This is a genomic window from Sodalinema gerasimenkoae IPPAS B-353, assembly GCF_009846485.1.
Taxonomy (GTDB): domain Bacteria; phylum Cyanobacteriota; class Cyanobacteriia; order Cyanobacteriales; family Geitlerinemataceae; genus Sodalinema; species Sodalinema gerasimenkoae.
This window is the reverse complement of the sequence record NZ_ML776472.1, coordinates 128,585-145,705: the sequence shown is the minus strand read 5'-3', so window position 1 is coordinate 145,705 and position 17,121 is coordinate 128,585. Positions and strand designations below refer to the sequence as shown.

The following is a 17,121-nucleotide window of genomic DNA, read 5'->3' as shown; positions in this document are numbered from 1 at the left end:
AGCCAAAGCCAATCGCTTAGACTTTATTATCTTGGGGGCACAGAAAGCCGGGACCAGTTCCTTGTACGCGTATATGGCTCAGCATCCTGACATCGTGCCAGCCTTACGGAAAGAAGTTGAGTTTTGGTCGTGGAAATTCTATCGAGGTCTCGATTGGTATTTTGCCCATTTTCCCCAAATTCCCGAAGGCTCTCACTTACAAACTGGGGAGGCTTGTCCGGGCTATTTAGACTTTTACGAAACCGCTGAACGACTCCGGGAAGCATTGCCTCATATCAAATTGATTGTGCTCCTTCGTAATCCGGTCGATCGAGCCATTTCCCATTATCTAGCCTATAAACAAGCCCTCAGCCTTGACTCAAACAACATCGAAATTTACATTAACCTTGGCGATACCCTTATTCATCAAAAGCGAATTCCTGATTCACTGCCCTACTACGAAAACGCCCTAGACATCAAATTAAGCCGTCACTATCCCTCACTGCTAGAATCCCGACGCAATAATCCCGACTTTTCTAGACATCAAATTAAGCCGTCACTATCCCTCACTGCTAGAATCCCGACGCAATAATCCCGACTTTAAAATCAAAGCCAATCGCTTAGACTTTATTATCTTAGGGGCACAGAAAGCCGGGACCAGTTCCTTGTACGCTTATATGGCTCAGCATCCTGACATCGTGCCAGCCTTACGGAAAGAAGTTGAGTTTTGGTCTTGGAAATTCTATCGAGGTCTGGATTGGTATTTTGCCCATTTCCCCCAAATTCCCGAAGGCTCTCACTTACAAACTGGAGAGGCTTGTCCGGGCTATTTAGACTTTTACGAAACCGCTGAACGACTCCGGGAGACCTTGCCTCATGTTAAATTGATTGTTCTCCTTCGCAATCCTGTTGATCGAGCCATTTCCCATTATCTGCAAAAATCCAAGAAATTGAGGACAAGGGACGGGTGTGGCGCATTCACAGTAACTATATGGCCCGAGGGGTTTATGTTGAGTTTCTCAAGCATTGGTTCTCCGTCTTTCCTCGGGAACAGTTCCTGATTCTCAAAAGCGAAGACTTTTATGAAGATCCAGGACGGTCTTTAGAACAAGTCTATGAGTTTATTGGGCTGCCCAATTATCAACTCAGCAGCTACAAAAAATATAACTCAGGACAGTATTCTCCAGCCGAGGTCTCAATTCGTAAAAAAATCGCTGAGTTCTATCAGCCCTATAATCAGGAGTTAAGCCAACTCTTAAATGCTGATTTTACCTGGGAACTTTAGAATGATTGCCACAAAGATAAAGGAAAACTTAACTCGACTGGGCTGTCATCTTAAGCTTAAGCTTGGTTACCAAGCCAAGGGAGCCGCTCGGTGGCTTTTACAGGTTTATCAGCAGCAGGATAACCTAGAAGAATTTTTAAGAGTCTATGAGCCGGCGATCGCCCTTAACTCCGAGGATGAAACGCTGTTGCTCGAAGCTGCCGATTTTTTACGTCGGCGACAACAAAATAACCCTGCCATTGTAATATACCAACGGATCACTAATCTTAATCCTTCTAATTTTTTAGCTCATCGAGATTTAGGTGATCTCTTGCTAGAGCAGCAACGCTGGTATGACGCCGAACACACCTACCAACAGGCTCTTCAGTTAGTTAATTCTCCCTCTCCATTTCTCTATCGCAAATTAGCTAAAACACTGGCCCAACAGCAACGATGGCCAGAAGCCCTAGCCGCTTATGAACAAGGTTGGGACAGAGAACGGGGTAGTTATCAAGACTTGCAGACTTGTAAAGCCCAGGTTGACCAACATCATGAAACCTGGGAAACCTATGAACTATTATTTCAAACCTTAGCCGAAGCCAAACAATGGACTGGGGCGATCGCCGCCTGGTGGCGAGCCATACAACTTGATCCCTATCAAAGATGGTGGTGGTATGAACGTTGCTTGAAGCTTTCCAATAATTACAATAAACTCGGGGAATTAGAAGATGTATTTAGGCAAGCTTTCAAGAATAATCCTCATGAATTAGACCTAGGTTTAAATCTCAGTGCCGTCCTCGAACAGCAAGGTCGTATGCAAGAGGTGTATGCTACCCATCAAGCCATTGCCCATTATAAACTAAAACAGCGTTGTCCTCAGCTTTCTCCCCAAACGTCCCTCAAACCGTCTCAAGTTAACTTTACAATTATCGGCGCTCAAAAAAGTGGCACTTCCTCGCTTTACTATTACTTAGAAGAACATCCAGATATCTCCGTCTCCATCAAAAAAGAACTTCATTTTTGGTCCCTCCATTATAACAAAGGCCAAGACTGGTATCTTTCGCACTTCCTACCGATTCCCGAGGGCAAATCTTGGGTGACCGGAGAAGCCAGTCCCACCTATCTTGATTCTCCCAAAGCCGCTGAGCGGATGTATCGAGTCTTTCCCGAGATGAAACTGATTGTTTTACTTCGTAACCCTGTCGCTCGCGCCATTTCTCATTATCATCACTGGGTCAGACTTAAAAAAGAATTTCGCCCCCTTGAAGTTGCCCTTCAAGACCAACTCAACCAGCAACCTAAGTGGGATGATGAGCTAGCAATTCGCAACCATTACATTGCTCGAAGTTGCTATGTTAAATTTTTACCCGACTGGCTAAAATATTTTCCTCGAAACAACATTTTTGTGATTGCAAGTGAGACCTTTCAAGCCCAACCATCACAGGTGTTACAAGACATTCACGGCTTTCTAAATGTTCCTCCGCAACCCTTAGAAAATAAAGAATATTATAACGTTGGAGACTATCACTTTGCCAATCCCAGCCTTCAACAAGATCTCGAAGACTTTTACAAACCCTATAATCAACGACTCGAACAACTCCTCGATCAGTCTTTTCCCTGGGATTAAGCCCCAGAAACCTGTTAAGATTTAACCTGGATTCATTGCTATCTTCCCCAAGCTAACCTTCTGAACTTCCCCCGTCCCCACCATGCGTACCCGTGCACTTCTAAATTTTGAATCCGAACGTGTCCTACACCTGGGACGGGCCATGGCGATTGTCTGGAAGAGTGGCCCCTGGTGGACCGTAGCTCGTACCAGCATCACCATCGTCAAAAGCTGCATTCCCATCACGCGGCTGTACATCATGAAGATGCTCCTGGATACCATCACCATGGGGTTTGATGCCGATAACCCCCAGGATGCCTTTCGTCGCATTACTCCTCTGGTGATTGCCATGGGCCTGGTGAACCTGGCGGCCGCACTTTTGACGTCCGTCGGTCGCCTGGTCAACCAATATCAGGAGCAAGTTGTCTCCGATCGCCTCTACGAGATTATCCACGACAAAGCCATCGCCGTCGATTTGGAGCATTACGAAAATCCCGCCTACTATGACATCCTCGAACGGGCCCGCAACCAAGCCAATAGTGTCCCCTTACAATTACTGAATCGCCTCGAACAAATTGGCAGCAACCTAGTTCAGCTAGCTACCATGGGAGCCACCCTACTCAGCTTCAACTGGCTCATTGGAGGAGTCTTAGTTATTCCCGTCATTCCTCGGATTCTCGTTCGCCTAGCCTTCGTTCGTGAAATTCACGCCTGGTTACAACGCCGTACCGCCACCCAACGAGAAGCCTCCTACTATAACAGCCTACTGGTCAGCGAAAACTACGCCAAAGAAATTCGGCTCTTTCAACTCGGAGAATTGTTTTCGCGTCGCTTCCGAAAATTGCGCTGGCGACTCCGGGAAGAACGACTGCAAATTGCCCTGCGTCGTGCCTCTGCTGACTTTTTTACGACCATTATTGCCGTGATCGCAACCTGGGGCATCTACGCCTATATTGCGTTTCAAACTGTCCAAGGCAACATTACCGTTGGCGACTTAGTGCTCTATAATCAAGCCTTCCGAAAAGCCTATGATGCCCTCTGGCAAGTCCTTCAGGGTGTCGCCGGACTTTATGATGATAACCGCTATCTCTCCTACCTGTTTGAATTCCTCAATATTAAACCGAGGATTGTTGATCCAGAATCTCCTCAACCCGTTCCCCGTCCCATGAAGCAAGGGGTCTATTTCAAAAATGTTTATTTCAACTACCCCAACAGTCAGCGAGAAGCGATCAAAAACGCCTCCTTTCATCTCGAACCCGGTGAAGTCATTGCCCTAGTTGGAGAAAATGGCTCCGGTAAAACCACCCTCATTAAACTGTTATGTCGTCTTTATGACCCCACAGAGGGCAGGGTTGAGATTGACGGAATTGATGTGCGAGAGATGAAAGTTCGGGAACTGCGCCAGCAAATTAGTGTCATTTTCCAAGACTATGCTAAATATCACTTGACCGCTCGGGAAAATATCTGGCTTGGGAACCTTGAATGTCCCTCCGATGATGAACGGATTATCAAAGCGGCTCAGCGTTCAGGAGCCGATGAAGTCATTCAAACCTTGCCCCTGGCTTATGACAACTTACTGGGTAAACGCTTTGAAACAGGAGAAGAACTCAGTATCGGTCAATGGCAAAAAGTGTCCATTGCTCGGGCGTTCCTCCGTGATTCACAAGTGATTGTGTTAGATGAACCCACCTCTGCCTTAGACCCTAAAGCAGAATATGAAGTGTTCAAAAAGTTCCGAGAACTCCTAGAGGGACAATCAGCGGTTCTCATTACTCACCGACTGTCAACCGTTAAAATGGCTGACCGCATTTATGTGTTAGACAAAGGCTGTATTGTAGAAAGTGGCTCCCATGATGAGTTGATTGCCATGCAAGGACTCTATGCCACCTTATTTGAAACTCAGGCTCGTAACTATCGTTAGCTTCAATGGAATCAGCCTTCTACCTCGATATATTCCTTTGGCATTTCTCTCGTTTGTGAGGACTCAATGGTTCAAATTTCCGTGATTCTCCCGGTGTATAATGGAGTCTCAACTATCACTGACACGATCAATTCGGTCTTAGGGCAAACCTTTCAAGAGTTTGAGTTGATTGTCATCGATGATGGTTCAACAGATGACACCGTCTCTGTGATTGAGACCATCAAAGACGATCGCCTTCGGATTCATCAGTTTGAGAATGCTGGACAAGGCGAAAGCCGTAATCGCGGTGCAGCTCTGGCTCAGGGCGAATATCTCTCATTTATTGATGCCGATGATTTATGGACTCCCGATAAACTAGAGTCCCAATGGCAGGCTTTACAAACCCATCCTCAGGCTGCCGTGGCCTACAGTTGGACGGATCATATTGACGAGAATAACCAGTTTTTTAGGGCCGGTCCCCATTTAACCTTTTCCGGTGATGTCTACAAAAAGCTGATCATCAGTGATTTTGTCGGTAGTGGTTCCAATGTTTTGATTCGTAAGGCGGCCTTTGATGAGGTTGGCGGGTTTGCTCCCCATCTCACCCCGGCGGAAGATTGGGACCTCTGGGTACGCTTAGCGGCTCGGTATGAGTTTGTTGTTGTGCCACAGGTGCACATTCTCTATCGAACGCTCACCACGTCCTCCTCGTTTAATTTAGCGAAGATGGAAGCCTCCAGTGTGCAAGTGATGGAGCGAATTTTTGCCCAGGCTCCCCCAGAGTTACAGGGGTTATCTCAACTCTGTCGCGGTCACCGCTATAAGTATTTAACCTATAAAGCCCTCGATTTAACCCCGCAACGACAACGGGCCAGGGCAGCATTCCGCTTTTTGGCGCTTGCGCTTTGGTATGACCTTAGTCTTTGGCGGCGGCGTGTCATTTGGAAGGTGCTTTTACGAGCCACGATCGCGGTGGTTTTTCCTCGGACTTGGGTAATTTCCCTGCTGAAGCAGCAACCCAAGCCATTTGATATTGAGGCGTTACTGTTTCATATCCGCTTTGAGGTCTGAGTTGGAGTGCTCAGATCAGGGGTGTTATTAGGACATGACAGAAAATGTCATAACATTGTCATTTCCCTGTGACTTTTGCTGGTTATGGTAGACAACAAGACGACGTGAAACGCTTGGGGACACTGTTTTCACTGGTTGGATGTGCTTCCCCGGGTGTACTTGCTCGGCTCTATCCTAAAGGTTCCTAATGCCCCACCTGATAATCAGGTGGGGCTTTTTTTGAGGACTATTATTCGCCCGTCGAGTCCTGTGCAAGACGGCGAAAATCAAAGCGATCAACCTGGGGATGACAGGTGCTACAACTGTTTAGATCCACAGGACGAGGCAAGTCTACATCGGGATGTAGGGCAGCAAAGGGACGGGAGGAGCGGAACCGAAAGGGAGCTGACTCAGTTGCGGCGGTTTTGGGACGAGAAAAGGTTTGTAGATAGTCCCAGACAATATGAATCTGAGGGGACGGTAAGACCTCAATCCGTTGCCCATAGTGGTTTTCATCTAAGAGTAGAGCGCGCCAGGTTTCGGTGGGGAACACGGCGGGTGGCACCCCGATATGACAGGAGGCACAGGCTTCGAGATAGAGGGCTTGTCCCGTTTGGTAACGCTCGGGGATAGGATCGACGGTGCCGATCTGAGGGGCCTGCCAAAGATCCTGAGTCTGCGATCGCCCCACGTCTGCCAGACCCCAACCTAAGCCGACAGACCATAACAGCACCAGCAGGCCCCAGATCAGGGCAGACGGACGTCGCCGCTGTTGGGTTTTCGCTAAGGGGGAGATCCGTGGCTTGGGCCGAACGGGATGGCGAGGATCCGACATCGTGTATTGATTCCGATTGATAGGTTACGGTGAACTCGTGCCCCAATCCGGTTGCCCTGTGCTGGGGATAATGGGCAACGGTACTCTTGGAGTTTTAGGACGTGATTATATCAAAAATTACGCCTTTTGTCAAAGGACTGAATTTGCCCAAAATTGGCCAAAAAACTGATGTATGATGCAGTTGACACAAGGAGAGAGCGCCGGCCCTGGGACTGTTTCACGAGCCTATTTGAATGGATATTCTCATCTACGCTTATAACTATCATCCTGAACCGATTGGCATTGCGCCACTGATGACAGAACTCGCCGAAGGACTCGTGCAACGGGGACATCAAGTGCGGGTGGTTACAGGAATGCCCAACTACCCCCAACGGCAAATCTATGAGGGCTATCGGGGCAAACTTTACATCACTGAGGAACGCAATGGCGTTAAAATTCAGCGTTGTTTCGTCTGGGTACGTCCTAAACCGGGACTCGTTCACTGAGGAACGCAATGGCGTTAAAATTCAGCGTTGTTTCGTCTGGGTACGTCCTAAACCGGGACTCGTCGATCGCATCCTCCTCGAAACCAGTTTTGTGGGAACCAGTTTTATCCAAGCGGTTAATGGCAGCCGCCCGTGATCGCATCCTCCTCGAAACCAGTTTTGTGGGAACCAGTTTTATCCAAGCGGTTAATGGCAGCCGCCCGGATGTTATTTTACTCACCGTTCCCCCTCTACCGGCATCAGTTCCTGCCACAGTCTTTAAATGGTTGCAACGCTGTCCCGTCGTCTTGAACTTACAAGATGTGCTGCCGGAAGCGGCTGTCGTAGCCGGACTGTTGACCAACAAATCCCTCATTCGTGTTTTTGAATCCTTAGAACGTTTCTCCTATCGCTACGCCAATCAAATTGCCGCCATTTCTGATGGCTTTGTAGAGAACTTAATCAATAAAGGGGTGAGTCCCGATAAAATTACCCTGATTCCCAATTGGGTGGATACGGATTTTATTCGTCCCTTGCCCAAAGACGATAATTCCTTTCGGCGAGAACAGGAACTTGAGGGGAAATTCATAGTCCTTTATTCGGGAAACATTGCCCTCACCCAAGGCTTAGAAACCCTCATTCAAGCAGCCGCGTTGTTATTAGATGTTCCCGAAATTGCTGTGGTGATTGTCGGAGAAGAACGGGCCTTAGGTGCCCTGCGCGATCGCCGGGATGAAATTGGTGCCACCAATGTCAAACTGTTACCCTTTCAACCTCGCGAACGCCTCCCGGAAATGCTCTCCGCTGCCAATGTGGGCATGGTGATGCAGAAAAAAACCGTGATTGCGATTAATATGCCCTCTAAAATTCAGGTATTACTGGCCAGTGGACTGCCGATTTTAGCCTCCGTTCCCGATCAGGGAACCGCTGCCCGGGCCGTCAAACAAAGTGGTGGGGGTTGGGTGGTGGCCCCAGAAGATCCCGATGCGATCGCCCAGGCCATCCGCCAATTGCACAGTGATCCCGAGCGGGTGGCACAACTCGGCCAACAGGGGCGACAGTATGCCCTAGATAACTATGCCTTCAGTGAAGCCCTCGATCGCTATGAAGCCCTCTTCCAACAGGTGATTGAGCAGGCTTAACGAATCTCAATCAGGGTTTCATAGGCAAAGCCCTGGAAATTGGAGTTGTACTCTAGAATATACTCGCCACTGCTCGGGAGCTGCCCCGTCCAACTCCTCCGTCCTTGCATTGAGGCCGCATCCGTGATTTCTCGACCATTGGGAGCGCGGACAAAGGGGAGGGGACTATCATTAACAGCGGTGATCGTCATCGTCTGTTGGGCAACCGCCTCCAGGCGATATTCATGGAAGCCGGCCCCCACAATGCGATCGCTCAAGCGAACCGTCGTGGCATTGGGCGGGAACGCCAGTTGCGCTACCAGTTCAGTGCAAGTACTATCAGTCAGATTTTTAGAAATCCAGCCCTGTTCAGGATCAGAAATCCTCCACCAGCCTGACTCTTCCCCGGTGATGGTCACCCAAACTCGGTCATCGAGTTGTCCGACAATGTTCCCCTCTGCTACCTGAGGCTGCGATCGCACGTTCAGGGGAGCCGTCGGATCATTCACCCGAGCCATCGTCGTATTACAACGGAGCACCTCCACCTGAGCCGCTTGAGAAGTTCCTGGAGTGGGGGCTGGTGTTGGAGTGGGGGCTGGCGTTGGAGCAGGAGTCGGCGTTGGAGCAGGAGTTGGCGTTGGAGCAGGAGTTGGCGTTGGAGTCGGGGCTGGCGTTGGAGCAGGAGTCGGCGTTGGAGTCGGCGTTGCTGTCCCATTTAAGCCAACAGCGGGAGTGGGTGTTGGCTCCGGGCGTTCAGTCGTTGGGGAATCGGCTTGAGAGGGATCACCGTTAGGGGTTGTCGTCGGCTCCAAACCACAGCCCCCCAGAAGACCCAGGAGGACAAACCCGAGTAACGATGGCATAACCTGTAAAAACTTCATGATTTTGGTAGGTAAAGGGGGGTCTGTGGAACTCACTGTGATGAAAGCGGTTCTAGTATCATTATAAGATGCCCCAAGCTCCACCTAGCTGCCCTGGGACGACTTAACCTCTGACCTCCCTCCCCTAGACCCGTGCCGTCAAATCTGTTAGCCCCTGCGCCAAACGCCCCTAAGTCTTGATAACATTATCAGCATAAGAATCAAGATTTAAGAACCTCGGGATCATCGCCCAAGACTTTATTTATAATAGAGAGCAGTGTTAACTTTTTAGCCTTCAGATTAACATCCAGGTGTGGCCCTATCGTTGTGTCATCTGCTTACTCCCTCCTAGCCAGCGTCAAGAAAATTGGCTATCCAGCCTAACCCCTTAAGAAGAAAGAGCGACCCGTTCAACCCTATGACTTTAGAACAGACAACAGAAGATCTCAAACAGCGTCTTGATCGCGAGGTCTTACTGCAACGGATCACACAGCGAATCCGCAACTCTCTGGATCTTCAAGAGATCCTGGATGCAACAGCCGCAGAAACCCGCGTAGTCCTGGGAGTGGATCGGGTCAAAATTTATCGGTTTAATCCCGACGACAGCGGAACGGTCATTGCTGAGGCGGTTGAAGAGGAGCGTCTTCCCTCACTGTTAGGGCTAACCTTTCCGGCTGACGATATTCCTCCTGAAGCTCGCAAGCGATTTATCAAGCAACGGGTTCGCAGCATTGTCAGCGTACGAGATCGCTCCATCGGCATCAGTCCGGCTGACGAGGGCTTTTTACCCCGACATTACCAAAAACTCGACTCCTGTCATGCCGAGTATCTCAACGCCATGGGTGTGGACTCATCCCTCTGTTTGCCGATTCTTCATAACGATAAGCTTTGGGGATTACTGGCATCCCATCATTCTGACCCCCGCCATTATGACCTGCCGACCCTCCAACTGATTCAGTCCGTTGTTGATCAGGTGTCCATCGCCATCTCGCAATCTGCTCTCCTGACCGAAGCGCATCAGCAGCAACAACGCGAAGCCGCAATTAACCGGATTGTCAGCCTACTGCACGCCCAACCCACCATCGAATTTACCAGTGCCATTGATGCTGCCATCGATGTTCTCGGAGGAGATGGGGGACAACTCTACATTGAGCGAGATTCTCCCCTGCGTTTATGTCGCGGTCAACAGCCTCTTTGGAAGGAGTATCCGGCTGGATTGTCCTTAGAAGAGGCTGTAAACGCTTGGTGGCAGGCTTCACCGACCCCAGAGAGCCTCTATCCCCTTTTAGAAACCGATAATGTGGCCGAGATTCTCCAACTAAGTCCCCTGGGGAGGGCCTTTGCCCAGACAGGATTGAGGGGCTTGTTAGCCTTACCCCTGCACCACCGACAGCAGTTTTTGGGCTACCTGATGGTGTTTCGCCGAGAAATTGACCTGGAAATCCATTGGGCCGGGGAATTTGACCCGAACCAACAGCAAGAACGCCCCCGTCAATCCTTTGAGGCTTGGAAACAACTCAAACGGGGACAGTCTCATCCTTGGAGCGACACTGATCAACAACTCGCGCGGGAGTTAAGTGAGCGGTTTGCCTCGGCCATTCAGCAATATCTCCTCTATCGTGAGGTGAATACCCTGAATGCGACCTTAGAGCGCCAAGTTCAAGAGCGCACCCGCCAGCTCGAACAGTCCTTGCATCTGAGCCAAGCCATGGCCGCCGTAGCGGATCAGATTCGCAGCAGTTTGGACTTAGATGAAATCTTGCAAACCGTAGTCCGGCAAGTTCGTAGTCTACTCGAAGCCGATCGCACCGTCGTTTATCAGATTTTTGAGGGCGGTGACGGCCGGATTACCGTTGAGGATATTCGGGGAGACTGGCGCTCCGCCTGGGGCATTGAGACTCCCCCGGGTTGTTTCCCAGAGCATTTAGAAGAGAAATATGGCCAGAGTGGCCGGGCCCGCGTTATGAACGATGTGGAAACGGCAGAGTTAACCCCCTGTCATCAAGAATTTCTAGAGAGTTTACAGATTCGCGCCAATCTGATTGTTCCCATTCACTGCGATCGCCACCTCTGGGGGTTAATTATTGCCCATCAATGTGAGAAACCCCGTGAATGGGGCGATCGCGAGATTGAGCAAGTTGAACAACTGGCCCGTCACGCCTCCATTGCCATCTCCCAAGCCGAACTGTTCGCCCAAAGCCAACGGGCCACACGCACCGCCAACGCCAAAGCCGAACAATTGGAGTTAGCCCTGCAAGAACTCACCCAAACTCAAACCCAACTGATTCAAAGCGAGAAAATGTCCAGTCTGGGACAGTTGGTGGCTGGGGTAGCTCATGAAATCAATAACCCGGTCAACTTTATTTATGGCAACCTGGTTCACACCACCGAGTACACCCAAGATTTACTGGACTTGCTCCATTTGTATCAAGAGCATTATCCCCAACCCCTCGATGACATTTGCGAGCATATCGAAGAAATTGACCTGGATTTTCTTCTAGAGGATCTACCCCGAATGCTAGGCTCGATGAAACTCGGCGCCGAGCGGATTCGCCAGATTGTCTTGTCCCTGCGGAACTTCTCGCGGTTGGATCAATCGGAGTTGAAGCCGGTGAATCTCCATGACGGGATTGAGGGAACTTTAACCATCTTGCACCATCGCCTCAAAGCCAAAGCCGATCGCGCCGCCGTCAAGGTGATCAAACACTATGCCGACTTACCTCTGGTAGAATGTTATGCCGGTCAACTCAATCAGGTGTTTATGAATCTGATTAGTAACGCCATTGATGCCCTCGATCCCTTTGACGCGGACAAAGCCGAGCGCACCGTCCGCATTCAGACGGAACAGCTGGGTCAGAACCGGGTTGCGGTTACAATTTCTGATAACGGCTGTGGGATTCCTGAGGAGCTGCGATCGCAGGTGTTTGACCCCTTTTTCACCACGAAACCCGTGGGCATTGGGACGGGCCTAGGGCTATCCATTAGCTATCAGATTATCACCGAGAAACATCACGGCTCCTTTCAATGTCGTTCAGAATTGGGGGTGGGTACGGAGTTTCGCCTAGAGATTCCCATTGACCAATCCTCCACTCGTCATCAACAACACAACGAAAGTTCTACGGCGACCGCTAAGATATAGGCGAGTCTGCTTGGGCTAATCTCCCAGGCGACCCTGTCCTAACCTTAGGTCAAGATACGCTTGCCACCGTTGTAAGCGACCCCAAACGTTCCATGTTGAATCTCGATCAATGGGATGAAGTGCGATCGTGTTGCCAGGATAATGCAGCATTTGAGCGCCTCAAGCAAATTTTAGACCTCAGCCAAACCAGCGCTGCCCCAGAGGACTCGGCGGCGCTGGCTCAGGCTCGTCTGCAAATTGAACGACAGAACGCCCTGGCTAATGCCATTGCTCGGATTCGTGAGTCCCTAGAACTGCAAGAAATCTTTGATAGCACCACCCAGGAGTTGCGTCAGTTACTCGGTGCGCACCGAATTGCCATTTATCGCTTCTATCCTGACTTTAGCGGTGAGTTCGTCGCCGAATCCGTTGAATCGGGCCATCCCCCCATCCTCAAGTCCATCCCCACCCCGTCCCAGAGCTATTCCCGACATATTTTGCTCGGCCGCGGTGCGACGTCTCGGCCGAGTGCCATCAACCCGGTGTTAGAGCCAGACAATGGACATCACCAACCCAATCCTGTTTACAAGGATATTGCCGAAAATCCGGGAACAATTCCCTTATCCGACCAAGGAAAATCCCCAGCCCAAATTCTCGAAGAACATGGCTCCCCTGACTCGGCGATCGTGCCTATTTTGCAGGGGGAGGTTCTTTGGGGGCTACTCTGTGCGAGCCACAACCCAGATCAACCGGCCTGGAACCTAGATGATATCGAACTACTCGATCGCGTCAGTGTGAACCTCAGCGTGGCCCTCAAACAAGCCGAACTGTTCCAGCGGACTCAAGAGCAGGCCCGCAAACTCGCCAAAGCCACCCGACGGGAGAAAACCCTGGCCGTCACTGTCGAAAAGATTCGGCGATCGCTCGATATTGATACCATCTTCAGTACCACCACCCATGAAGTGCGCCAATTGCTCGATGTCGATCGCGTCGCCGTTTATTACTTCAATCCCGACTGGACTGGACAATTTGTCGCCGAATCCGTCGGTCCCGGTTGGGTCCATTTACTCGAAGTACAAACCACAACGCCTCAACTGCAAACGAATCTGGCCTTATGTCCCCAAATGCAAGAGCTTATTGAGGGACAACAAGGCAATAAACGCAGTTCAAATCCCGAAAAATTGCCATATCGCCGGATTTTTACCGTAGAAAACGTCAAATCGAGCCATTTTACTCCTGCCTATCAGGAGGTGTTACACCTCTACCAATGCCAAGCCTATGCCATCGTCCCTATTTATCAAAGTAACCAACTTTGGGGACTCCTGGCCGCCTATCATAATGCTCAACCTCGGGTCTGGGAAGCCTCTGATATTGATTTGTTAGCCCAGATTAGTGAACATTTAGGGGTCGCCCTTCAACAAGCTGAACTCCTCGAACAAACCCGGATGCAAGCACGACGTTTGGCTCAAACGTTACAAGACTTACAGAAAACCCAAACCCAACTGATTCACAGTGAAAAGATGGCGGGATTAGGGCAATTAGTGGCTGGGGTCGCCCATGAAATTAACAATCCCGTGAATTTCATTTATGGCAATCTTAGCTATGTTCGTGACTATACCCAAGACCTCATGGGGTTGATTGACCTCTATCAACAGGATGAAACACGGGACTCAGATGCGATCGCAGAGCGAATTGAAGACATCGATCTTCCCTTCATCCTGGAAGACTTGCCAAATCTGATCAACTCCATGAAGACCGGAACAGACCGCATCCGCAAAATTGTCCAGTCGTTACGGATATTTTCCCGCTTAGATGAGGCACAGCGCAAAACCGTTGACATTCATGAAGGACTCGAAAGTGTCCTCTGGCTCCTTAAACACCGCTTCAAAACCACTGTAGGACAAGAAATAAAAATTATCAAGAAGTTCAAAAAACTTCCTAAAGTCACCTGCTATCCAGCAGAGCTAAATCAAGTCTTTATGAATCTTATAAATAACTCCTTGGATGCTTTAAACGATCCAAAAAATGAACTACAATTAAACACTCGAAAACCTGCGATTGCAATTTTAACCCAGCAACTTAATGATGAGAGTATTGCGATTCGCATTGCTGACAACGGCGCAGGAATTGCAGAGCCAATCCGTCGGCGAATTTTTGACCCCTTCTTTACAACAAAATCCCCTGGCAAAGGAACCGGCTTAGGACTTTCAGTGAGTTACCAGATTATTGTTGAAAATCACGGAGGAGACTTAAGTGTTAAGTCAAAACCGGGGGTTGGAACTGAATTTATTATTGAAATTCCTATCAATGGTGAGGATGACGACATCATCAAGGCGTAGTTCCTTGGCGCTCATTTTTGCCTTTAGATTTGAGGAGCTTGACGTGCGAAATTATTGCCCAGAGAGAGATTGATGGCAATCTTAGCCTCGCTTACTCAAGCCTCTCAATTGTCGATCTTTGTCATCTCTGTTAGAATCTATACTGAAATCTAAAAAAAATATTAAACTTGAGCAAGGCTCAACCTTCATCTGCAAAGATCTGACCTCAGATCTTATCAGGCCCTCAGGGTTGACCCATTCAACTGCATGAGGCGTTCGGAATTGGTCACTCCACTGCTGGGGTTGTAAACCACGAGACAAGTCCTCTAGCACGCTGTCTCCTTACCCCCCTCATCCAGAGCCTCATGACCTTGCCTCATTTGTCCGACCCTCTCCTTATGAATTATCTACAACCTCAAAAAATCTGGCGGCGTTGGCGGCAACGACATCAGTCGGGGTGGCGCCCCCGTAACCTGCTGGTATATGGGATTTTTGGCAGTCTTGCCATTGGTGTCAGTCTGACGGCTTGGGTGAGTTACCAACTGGTGCGTGAGTTACTGCTCAAGAACATCAGTCAGGGAGCCATCAACGAAGTTCGCGAAGGGGGTCAGGAACTCGACGATTGGTTTCAGAACAAGAAGCTCTACCTAGAAACCCTAGCCAACAGTCCCACCCTGCGTTCAGGAGATTGGGAGCAAATTCAACCTTACTTAGCTGGGGAAGTCGAACGGCTCGAAAGCTTCATTAGCCTGGCCATTGCCAATCCTGAGGGGGAATTTCGCAATCATCAAGAACAAACCGGTCTGATGGATGACCGCCCTCACTTCCAGACCGCCATGAAGGAAAGCCGTATCACCTTTAGCAATCCCATTGTCGGTCGAGCCATTGGTGAACCTCTGATTGGCTTTGCTGCCCCTCTTGGGAGTGATGCAAATAACCCACAACTCCCCCCAGAGGGGGCCCTAATCGGTGGGATTAGTGTTGAGCAGTTCATCCTCACCTTGAATCGCATTAACTATGGGGATAACAGTTATGCGATCGCCTTTGACTCGGAGAATAACCCAGTTAGGAATCTAGGCTTCGATGAGAATCTTCCCGAATCCCTAGAACTCCAATCCCCTGAAATTGACCAGGACTTTGCCTCATTGCTGATGCCGGATCTCAATCCCGATGTCTTGCAACAGGGAATCCTGAATGGTCAACCTATCTATTTCGCCCACCATCGTATTGAGTCTCTCAACTGGACTGTTGTTTTAATCATTCCCCAAGAGAATATTGAGAAGCAACTCGAATCCCTGAATCTCCTCGCAGGTGTTCTCGGGGTTATCCTCGCCATTGCGACCATTCTCGCAGGACGACAAATCAATTATGGGGAACAGTCCCGGGCCCGAGCAGAACGGGAAGCCCTCCTCAATGGACTCACCAGCCGCCTACATACCTCCCTCGATCTCGATAAAACCTTACCCCCAACCCTAGAAGAACTCACCGACTTACTGGTCTTTGATGCGATCGCCTTTGCCTGGTATAACCGCGCTGAGCAATCCCTCCATCTCGTCTACCGCCATCCCCAAGACAGTTGTCTATTTGCCGACAGTAGCCAGTTTGAGTCCACGAATCCCGACAAAGATCTCGACAGCCAACTGCGCAATGGAGAAACCCTAACCCTAATTCGCCAACCTCAAGGGGAGTCCATGACGCTCCATCAGGGCCATTACTCCGCCTTCCCCGTCATCAATCGCTTGGGAACTCCGGGGTATCTGTTGTGCCATCATGGCTTGCCCATCCCCATTAGTCAAAGTGAAGAGGACTTAATGCAGCGAGTGGTGGCTCAACTGTCCATTGCTCTGACTCAGGCTCATCTCCATGCAGAAACCCAGCGGGCGGTGATTTCTCTGGAACGGGAACAACAGCAGTTGCGACAAGTAGTGACCAACGCTCCCGTGGCCATGGCGATGTTTGATCGGGAGATGCGCTATGTGGCCTACAGCGAAAAGTGGCTCAGTGACTATCATCTCCAAGGTCTTAACCTCTTGGACAAGTCTCTCTATGAGGTGTTAACGGATTTGCCTAGCGATCGCCGCCAGGCCCACGAAGAGGCATTACGGGGCCAAGTGATTAGCGAGCCGGAAGTGGTGTGGCAGCGCGAAGACGGGCAAACGGTCTATCTGCGATCGGCCATTCACCCCTGGTATGACAGCGAGGGGGCGATTGGGGGGATTATTACGGTAACTGATCGCATTGATGATTTGGTCAACGCTCGCTTAGAAGCAGAACGAGCGGCCCAGTTTAAAGCCGAGTTCTTGGCCAACATGAGTCATGAAATTCGCACCCCTATGAACGGCGTCATGGGGATGACCAGTCTCTTGAGTCGAACCCAGTTGAACCGACAGCAGCGAGATTATGTCTCGATGATTTCCCGCAGTGCTCAGTCTCTTGAGTCGAACCCAGTTGAACCGACAGCAGCGAGATTATGTCTCGATGATTTCCCGCAGTGCCCAACATCTGTTAACTCTCATCAACGATATCCTTGACTTCTCCAAGCTCGAAGCTGGGGAAATGGAACTCTCAACATCTGTTAACTCTCATCAACGATATCCTTGACTTCT

General features: G+C 49.9%; 15 protein-coding genes and 1 pseudogene. 14 read left to right on the top strand and 2 right to left on the bottom strand.

Annotation, left to right across the window (positions count from 1 at the left end; translation table 11 throughout):
* Nucleotides 1–31: 31 nt before the first annotated feature.
* From L855_RS00585 to L855_RS00560, 6 genes are all read left to right on the top strand, one after another.
* Entirely contained in the window at nucleotides 32–571 is a 540-nt protein-coding gene (locus L855_RS00585; protein ID WP_159783171.1) for a sulfotransferase domain-containing protein, read from the top strand.
* A complete protein-coding gene (locus tag L855_RS22625) occupies nucleotides 501–1,040 on the top strand; it encodes a sulfotransferase family protein (protein ID WP_159790882.1) in 540 nt (179 codons plus the stop codon). Before L855_RS00585 ends, L855_RS22625 begins: the two co-directional genes overlap by 71 nt.
* Complete coding sequence (locus tag L855_RS22105; protein WP_159783169.1) at nucleotides 947–1,264, top strand: sulfotransferase domain-containing protein; 318 nt, start codon at nucleotides 947–949, stop codon at nucleotides 1,262–1,264. Before L855_RS22625 ends, L855_RS22105 begins: the two co-directional genes overlap by 94 nt.
* Before the next feature lies 1 nt (nucleotide 1,265).
* Entirely contained in the window at nucleotides 1,266–2,870 is a 1,605-nt protein-coding gene (locus L855_RS00570) for a tetratricopeptide repeat-containing sulfotransferase family protein (protein WP_159783167.1), read from the top strand.
* Nucleotides 2,871–2,952: 82 nt separating this feature from the next.
* Nucleotides 2,953–4,770: an ABC transporter ATP-binding protein gene (locus L855_RS00565; RefSeq protein WP_159783165.1), complete on the top strand. Its 1,818-nt coding sequence runs from the start codon at nucleotides 2,953–2,955 to the stop codon at nucleotides 4,768–4,770.
* 66 nt (nucleotides 4,771–4,836) lie between these two features.
* Nucleotides 4,837–5,820: a glycosyltransferase gene (locus tag L855_RS00560; protein WP_159783163.1), complete on the top strand. Its 984-nt coding sequence runs from the start codon at nucleotides 4,837–4,839 to the stop codon at nucleotides 5,818–5,820.
* A 229-nt stretch (nucleotides 5,821–6,049) separates the two neighbouring features.
* Here L855_RS00560 and L855_RS00555 read toward each other — a convergent pair whose 3' ends face one another.
* Nucleotides 6,050–6,634 carry a diheme cytochrome C gene (locus L855_RS00555; RefSeq protein WP_159783161.1) on the bottom strand — a complete coding sequence of 195 codons (585 nt, stop codon included), beginning with the start codon at nucleotides 6,632–6,634 and terminating at the stop codon, nucleotides 6,050–6,052.
* A gap of 233 nt (nucleotides 6,635–6,867) precedes the next feature.
* Here L855_RS00555 and L855_RS22620 point away from each other — a divergent pair.
* The 3 genes and pseudogenes from L855_RS22620 to L855_RS00550 all read left to right on the top strand — a co-directional run.
* A pseudogene (locus L855_RS22620) lies at nucleotides 6,868–7,113 on the top strand (glycosyltransferase WbuB); the annotation flags it as partial.
* On the top strand, nucleotides 7,058–7,255 hold the full coding sequence (locus tag L855_RS22615; protein WP_425500614.1) for a hypothetical protein: 198 nt from the start codon (nucleotides 7,058–7,060) through the stop codon (nucleotides 7,253–7,255). The pseudogene L855_RS22620 and the gene L855_RS22615, both read left to right, overlap by 56 nt.
* Complete coding sequence (locus L855_RS00550; protein ID WP_425500540.1) at nucleotides 7,239–8,240, top strand: glycosyltransferase family 4 protein; 1,002 nt, start codon at nucleotides 7,239–7,241, stop codon at nucleotides 8,238–8,240. The genes L855_RS22615 and L855_RS00550 overlap by 17 nt, the downstream gene beginning before the upstream one ends.
* Here L855_RS00550 and L855_RS00545 read toward each other — a convergent pair.
* Entirely contained in the window at nucleotides 8,237–8,737 is a 501-nt protein-coding gene (locus L855_RS00545) for an SH3 domain-containing protein (RefSeq protein ID WP_159783159.1), read from the bottom strand. The genes L855_RS00550 and L855_RS00545 overlap by 4 nt on opposite strands.
* Nucleotides 8,738–8,799: 62 nt before the next feature.
* Between L855_RS00545 and L855_RS00540 the strand changes: the two genes are divergently transcribed.
* The 5 genes from L855_RS00540 (at nucleotide 8,800) to L855_RS22610 (ending at nucleotide 17,116) form a co-directional block, all read left to right on the top strand.
* A complete protein-coding gene (locus L855_RS00540) occupies nucleotides 8,800–9,012 on the top strand; it encodes a hypothetical protein (RefSeq protein WP_159783157.1) in 213 nt (70 codons plus the stop codon).
* 485 nt (nucleotides 9,013–9,497) lie between these two features.
* Nucleotides 9,498–12,218 carry a GAF domain-containing protein gene (locus tag L855_RS00535; RefSeq protein WP_159783155.1) on the top strand — a complete coding sequence of 907 codons (2,721 nt, stop codon included), beginning with the start codon at nucleotides 9,498–9,500 and terminating at the stop codon, nucleotides 12,216–12,218.
* A gap of 92 nt (nucleotides 12,219–12,310) precedes the next feature.
* Complete coding sequence (locus tag L855_RS00530) at nucleotides 12,311–14,536, top strand: GAF domain-containing sensor histidine kinase (protein ID WP_159783153.1); 2,226 nt, start codon at nucleotides 12,311–12,313, stop codon at nucleotides 14,534–14,536.
* A gap of 377 nt (nucleotides 14,537–14,913) precedes the next feature.
* Complete coding sequence (locus L855_RS00525) at nucleotides 14,914–17,046, top strand: histidine kinase dimerization/phospho-acceptor domain-containing protein (protein ID WP_159783151.1); 2,133 nt, start codon at nucleotides 14,914–14,916, stop codon at nucleotides 17,044–17,046.
* Complete coding sequence (locus tag L855_RS22610; protein ID WP_425500539.1) at nucleotides 16,994–17,116, top strand: hypothetical protein; 123 nt, start codon at nucleotides 16,994–16,996, stop codon at nucleotides 17,114–17,116. The genes L855_RS00525 and L855_RS22610 overlap by 53 nt, the downstream gene beginning before the upstream one ends.
* The last annotated feature ends 5 nt before the right edge of the window (nucleotides 17,117–17,121 follow it).

Excerpts from the sequence above, each read along its gene's own strand:
- L855_RS00570 (WP_159783167.1), top strand. The coding sequence starts at position 1,266 with ATGATTGCCACAAAGATAAAGGAAAACTTAACTCGACTGGGCTGTCAT.
- L855_RS00530 (WP_159783153.1), top strand. The coding sequence starts at position 12,311 with ATGTTGAATCTCGATCAATGGGATGAAGTGCGATCGTGTTGCCAGGAT.
- L855_RS00560 (WP_159783163.1), top strand. The coding sequence starts at position 4,837 with ATGGTTCAAATTTCCGTGATTCTCCCGGTGTATAATGGAGTCTCAACT.
- L855_RS00545 (WP_159783159.1), bottom strand. The coding sequence starts at position 8,737 with ATGGCTCGGGTGAATGATCCGACGGCTCCCCTGAACGTGCGATCGCAG.
- L855_RS22610 (WP_425500539.1), top strand. The coding sequence starts at position 16,994 with ATGATTTCCCGCAGTGCCCAACATCTGTTAACTCTCATCAACGATATC.
- L855_RS22615 (WP_425500614.1), top strand. The coding sequence starts at position 7,058 with ATGGCGTTAAAATTCAGCGTTGTTTCGTCTGGGTACGTCCTAAACCGG.
- L855_RS00565 (WP_159783165.1), top strand. The coding sequence starts at position 2,953 with ATGCGTACCCGTGCACTTCTAAATTTTGAATCCGAACGTGTCCTACAC.
- L855_RS00550 (WP_425500540.1), top strand. The coding sequence starts at position 7,239 with ATGGCAGCCGCCCGTGATCGCATCCTCCTCGAAACCAGTTTTGTGGGA.
- L855_RS00525 (WP_159783151.1), top strand. The coding sequence starts at position 14,914 with ATGAATTATCTACAACCTCAAAAAATCTGGCGGCGTTGGCGGCAACGA.
- L855_RS00535 (WP_159783155.1), top strand. The coding sequence starts at position 9,498 with ATGACTTTAGAACAGACAACAGAAGATCTCAAACAGCGTCTTGATCGC.
- L855_RS00555 (WP_159783161.1), bottom strand. The coding sequence starts at position 6,634 with ATGTCGGATCCTCGCCATCCCGTTCGGCCCAAGCCACGGATCTCCCCC.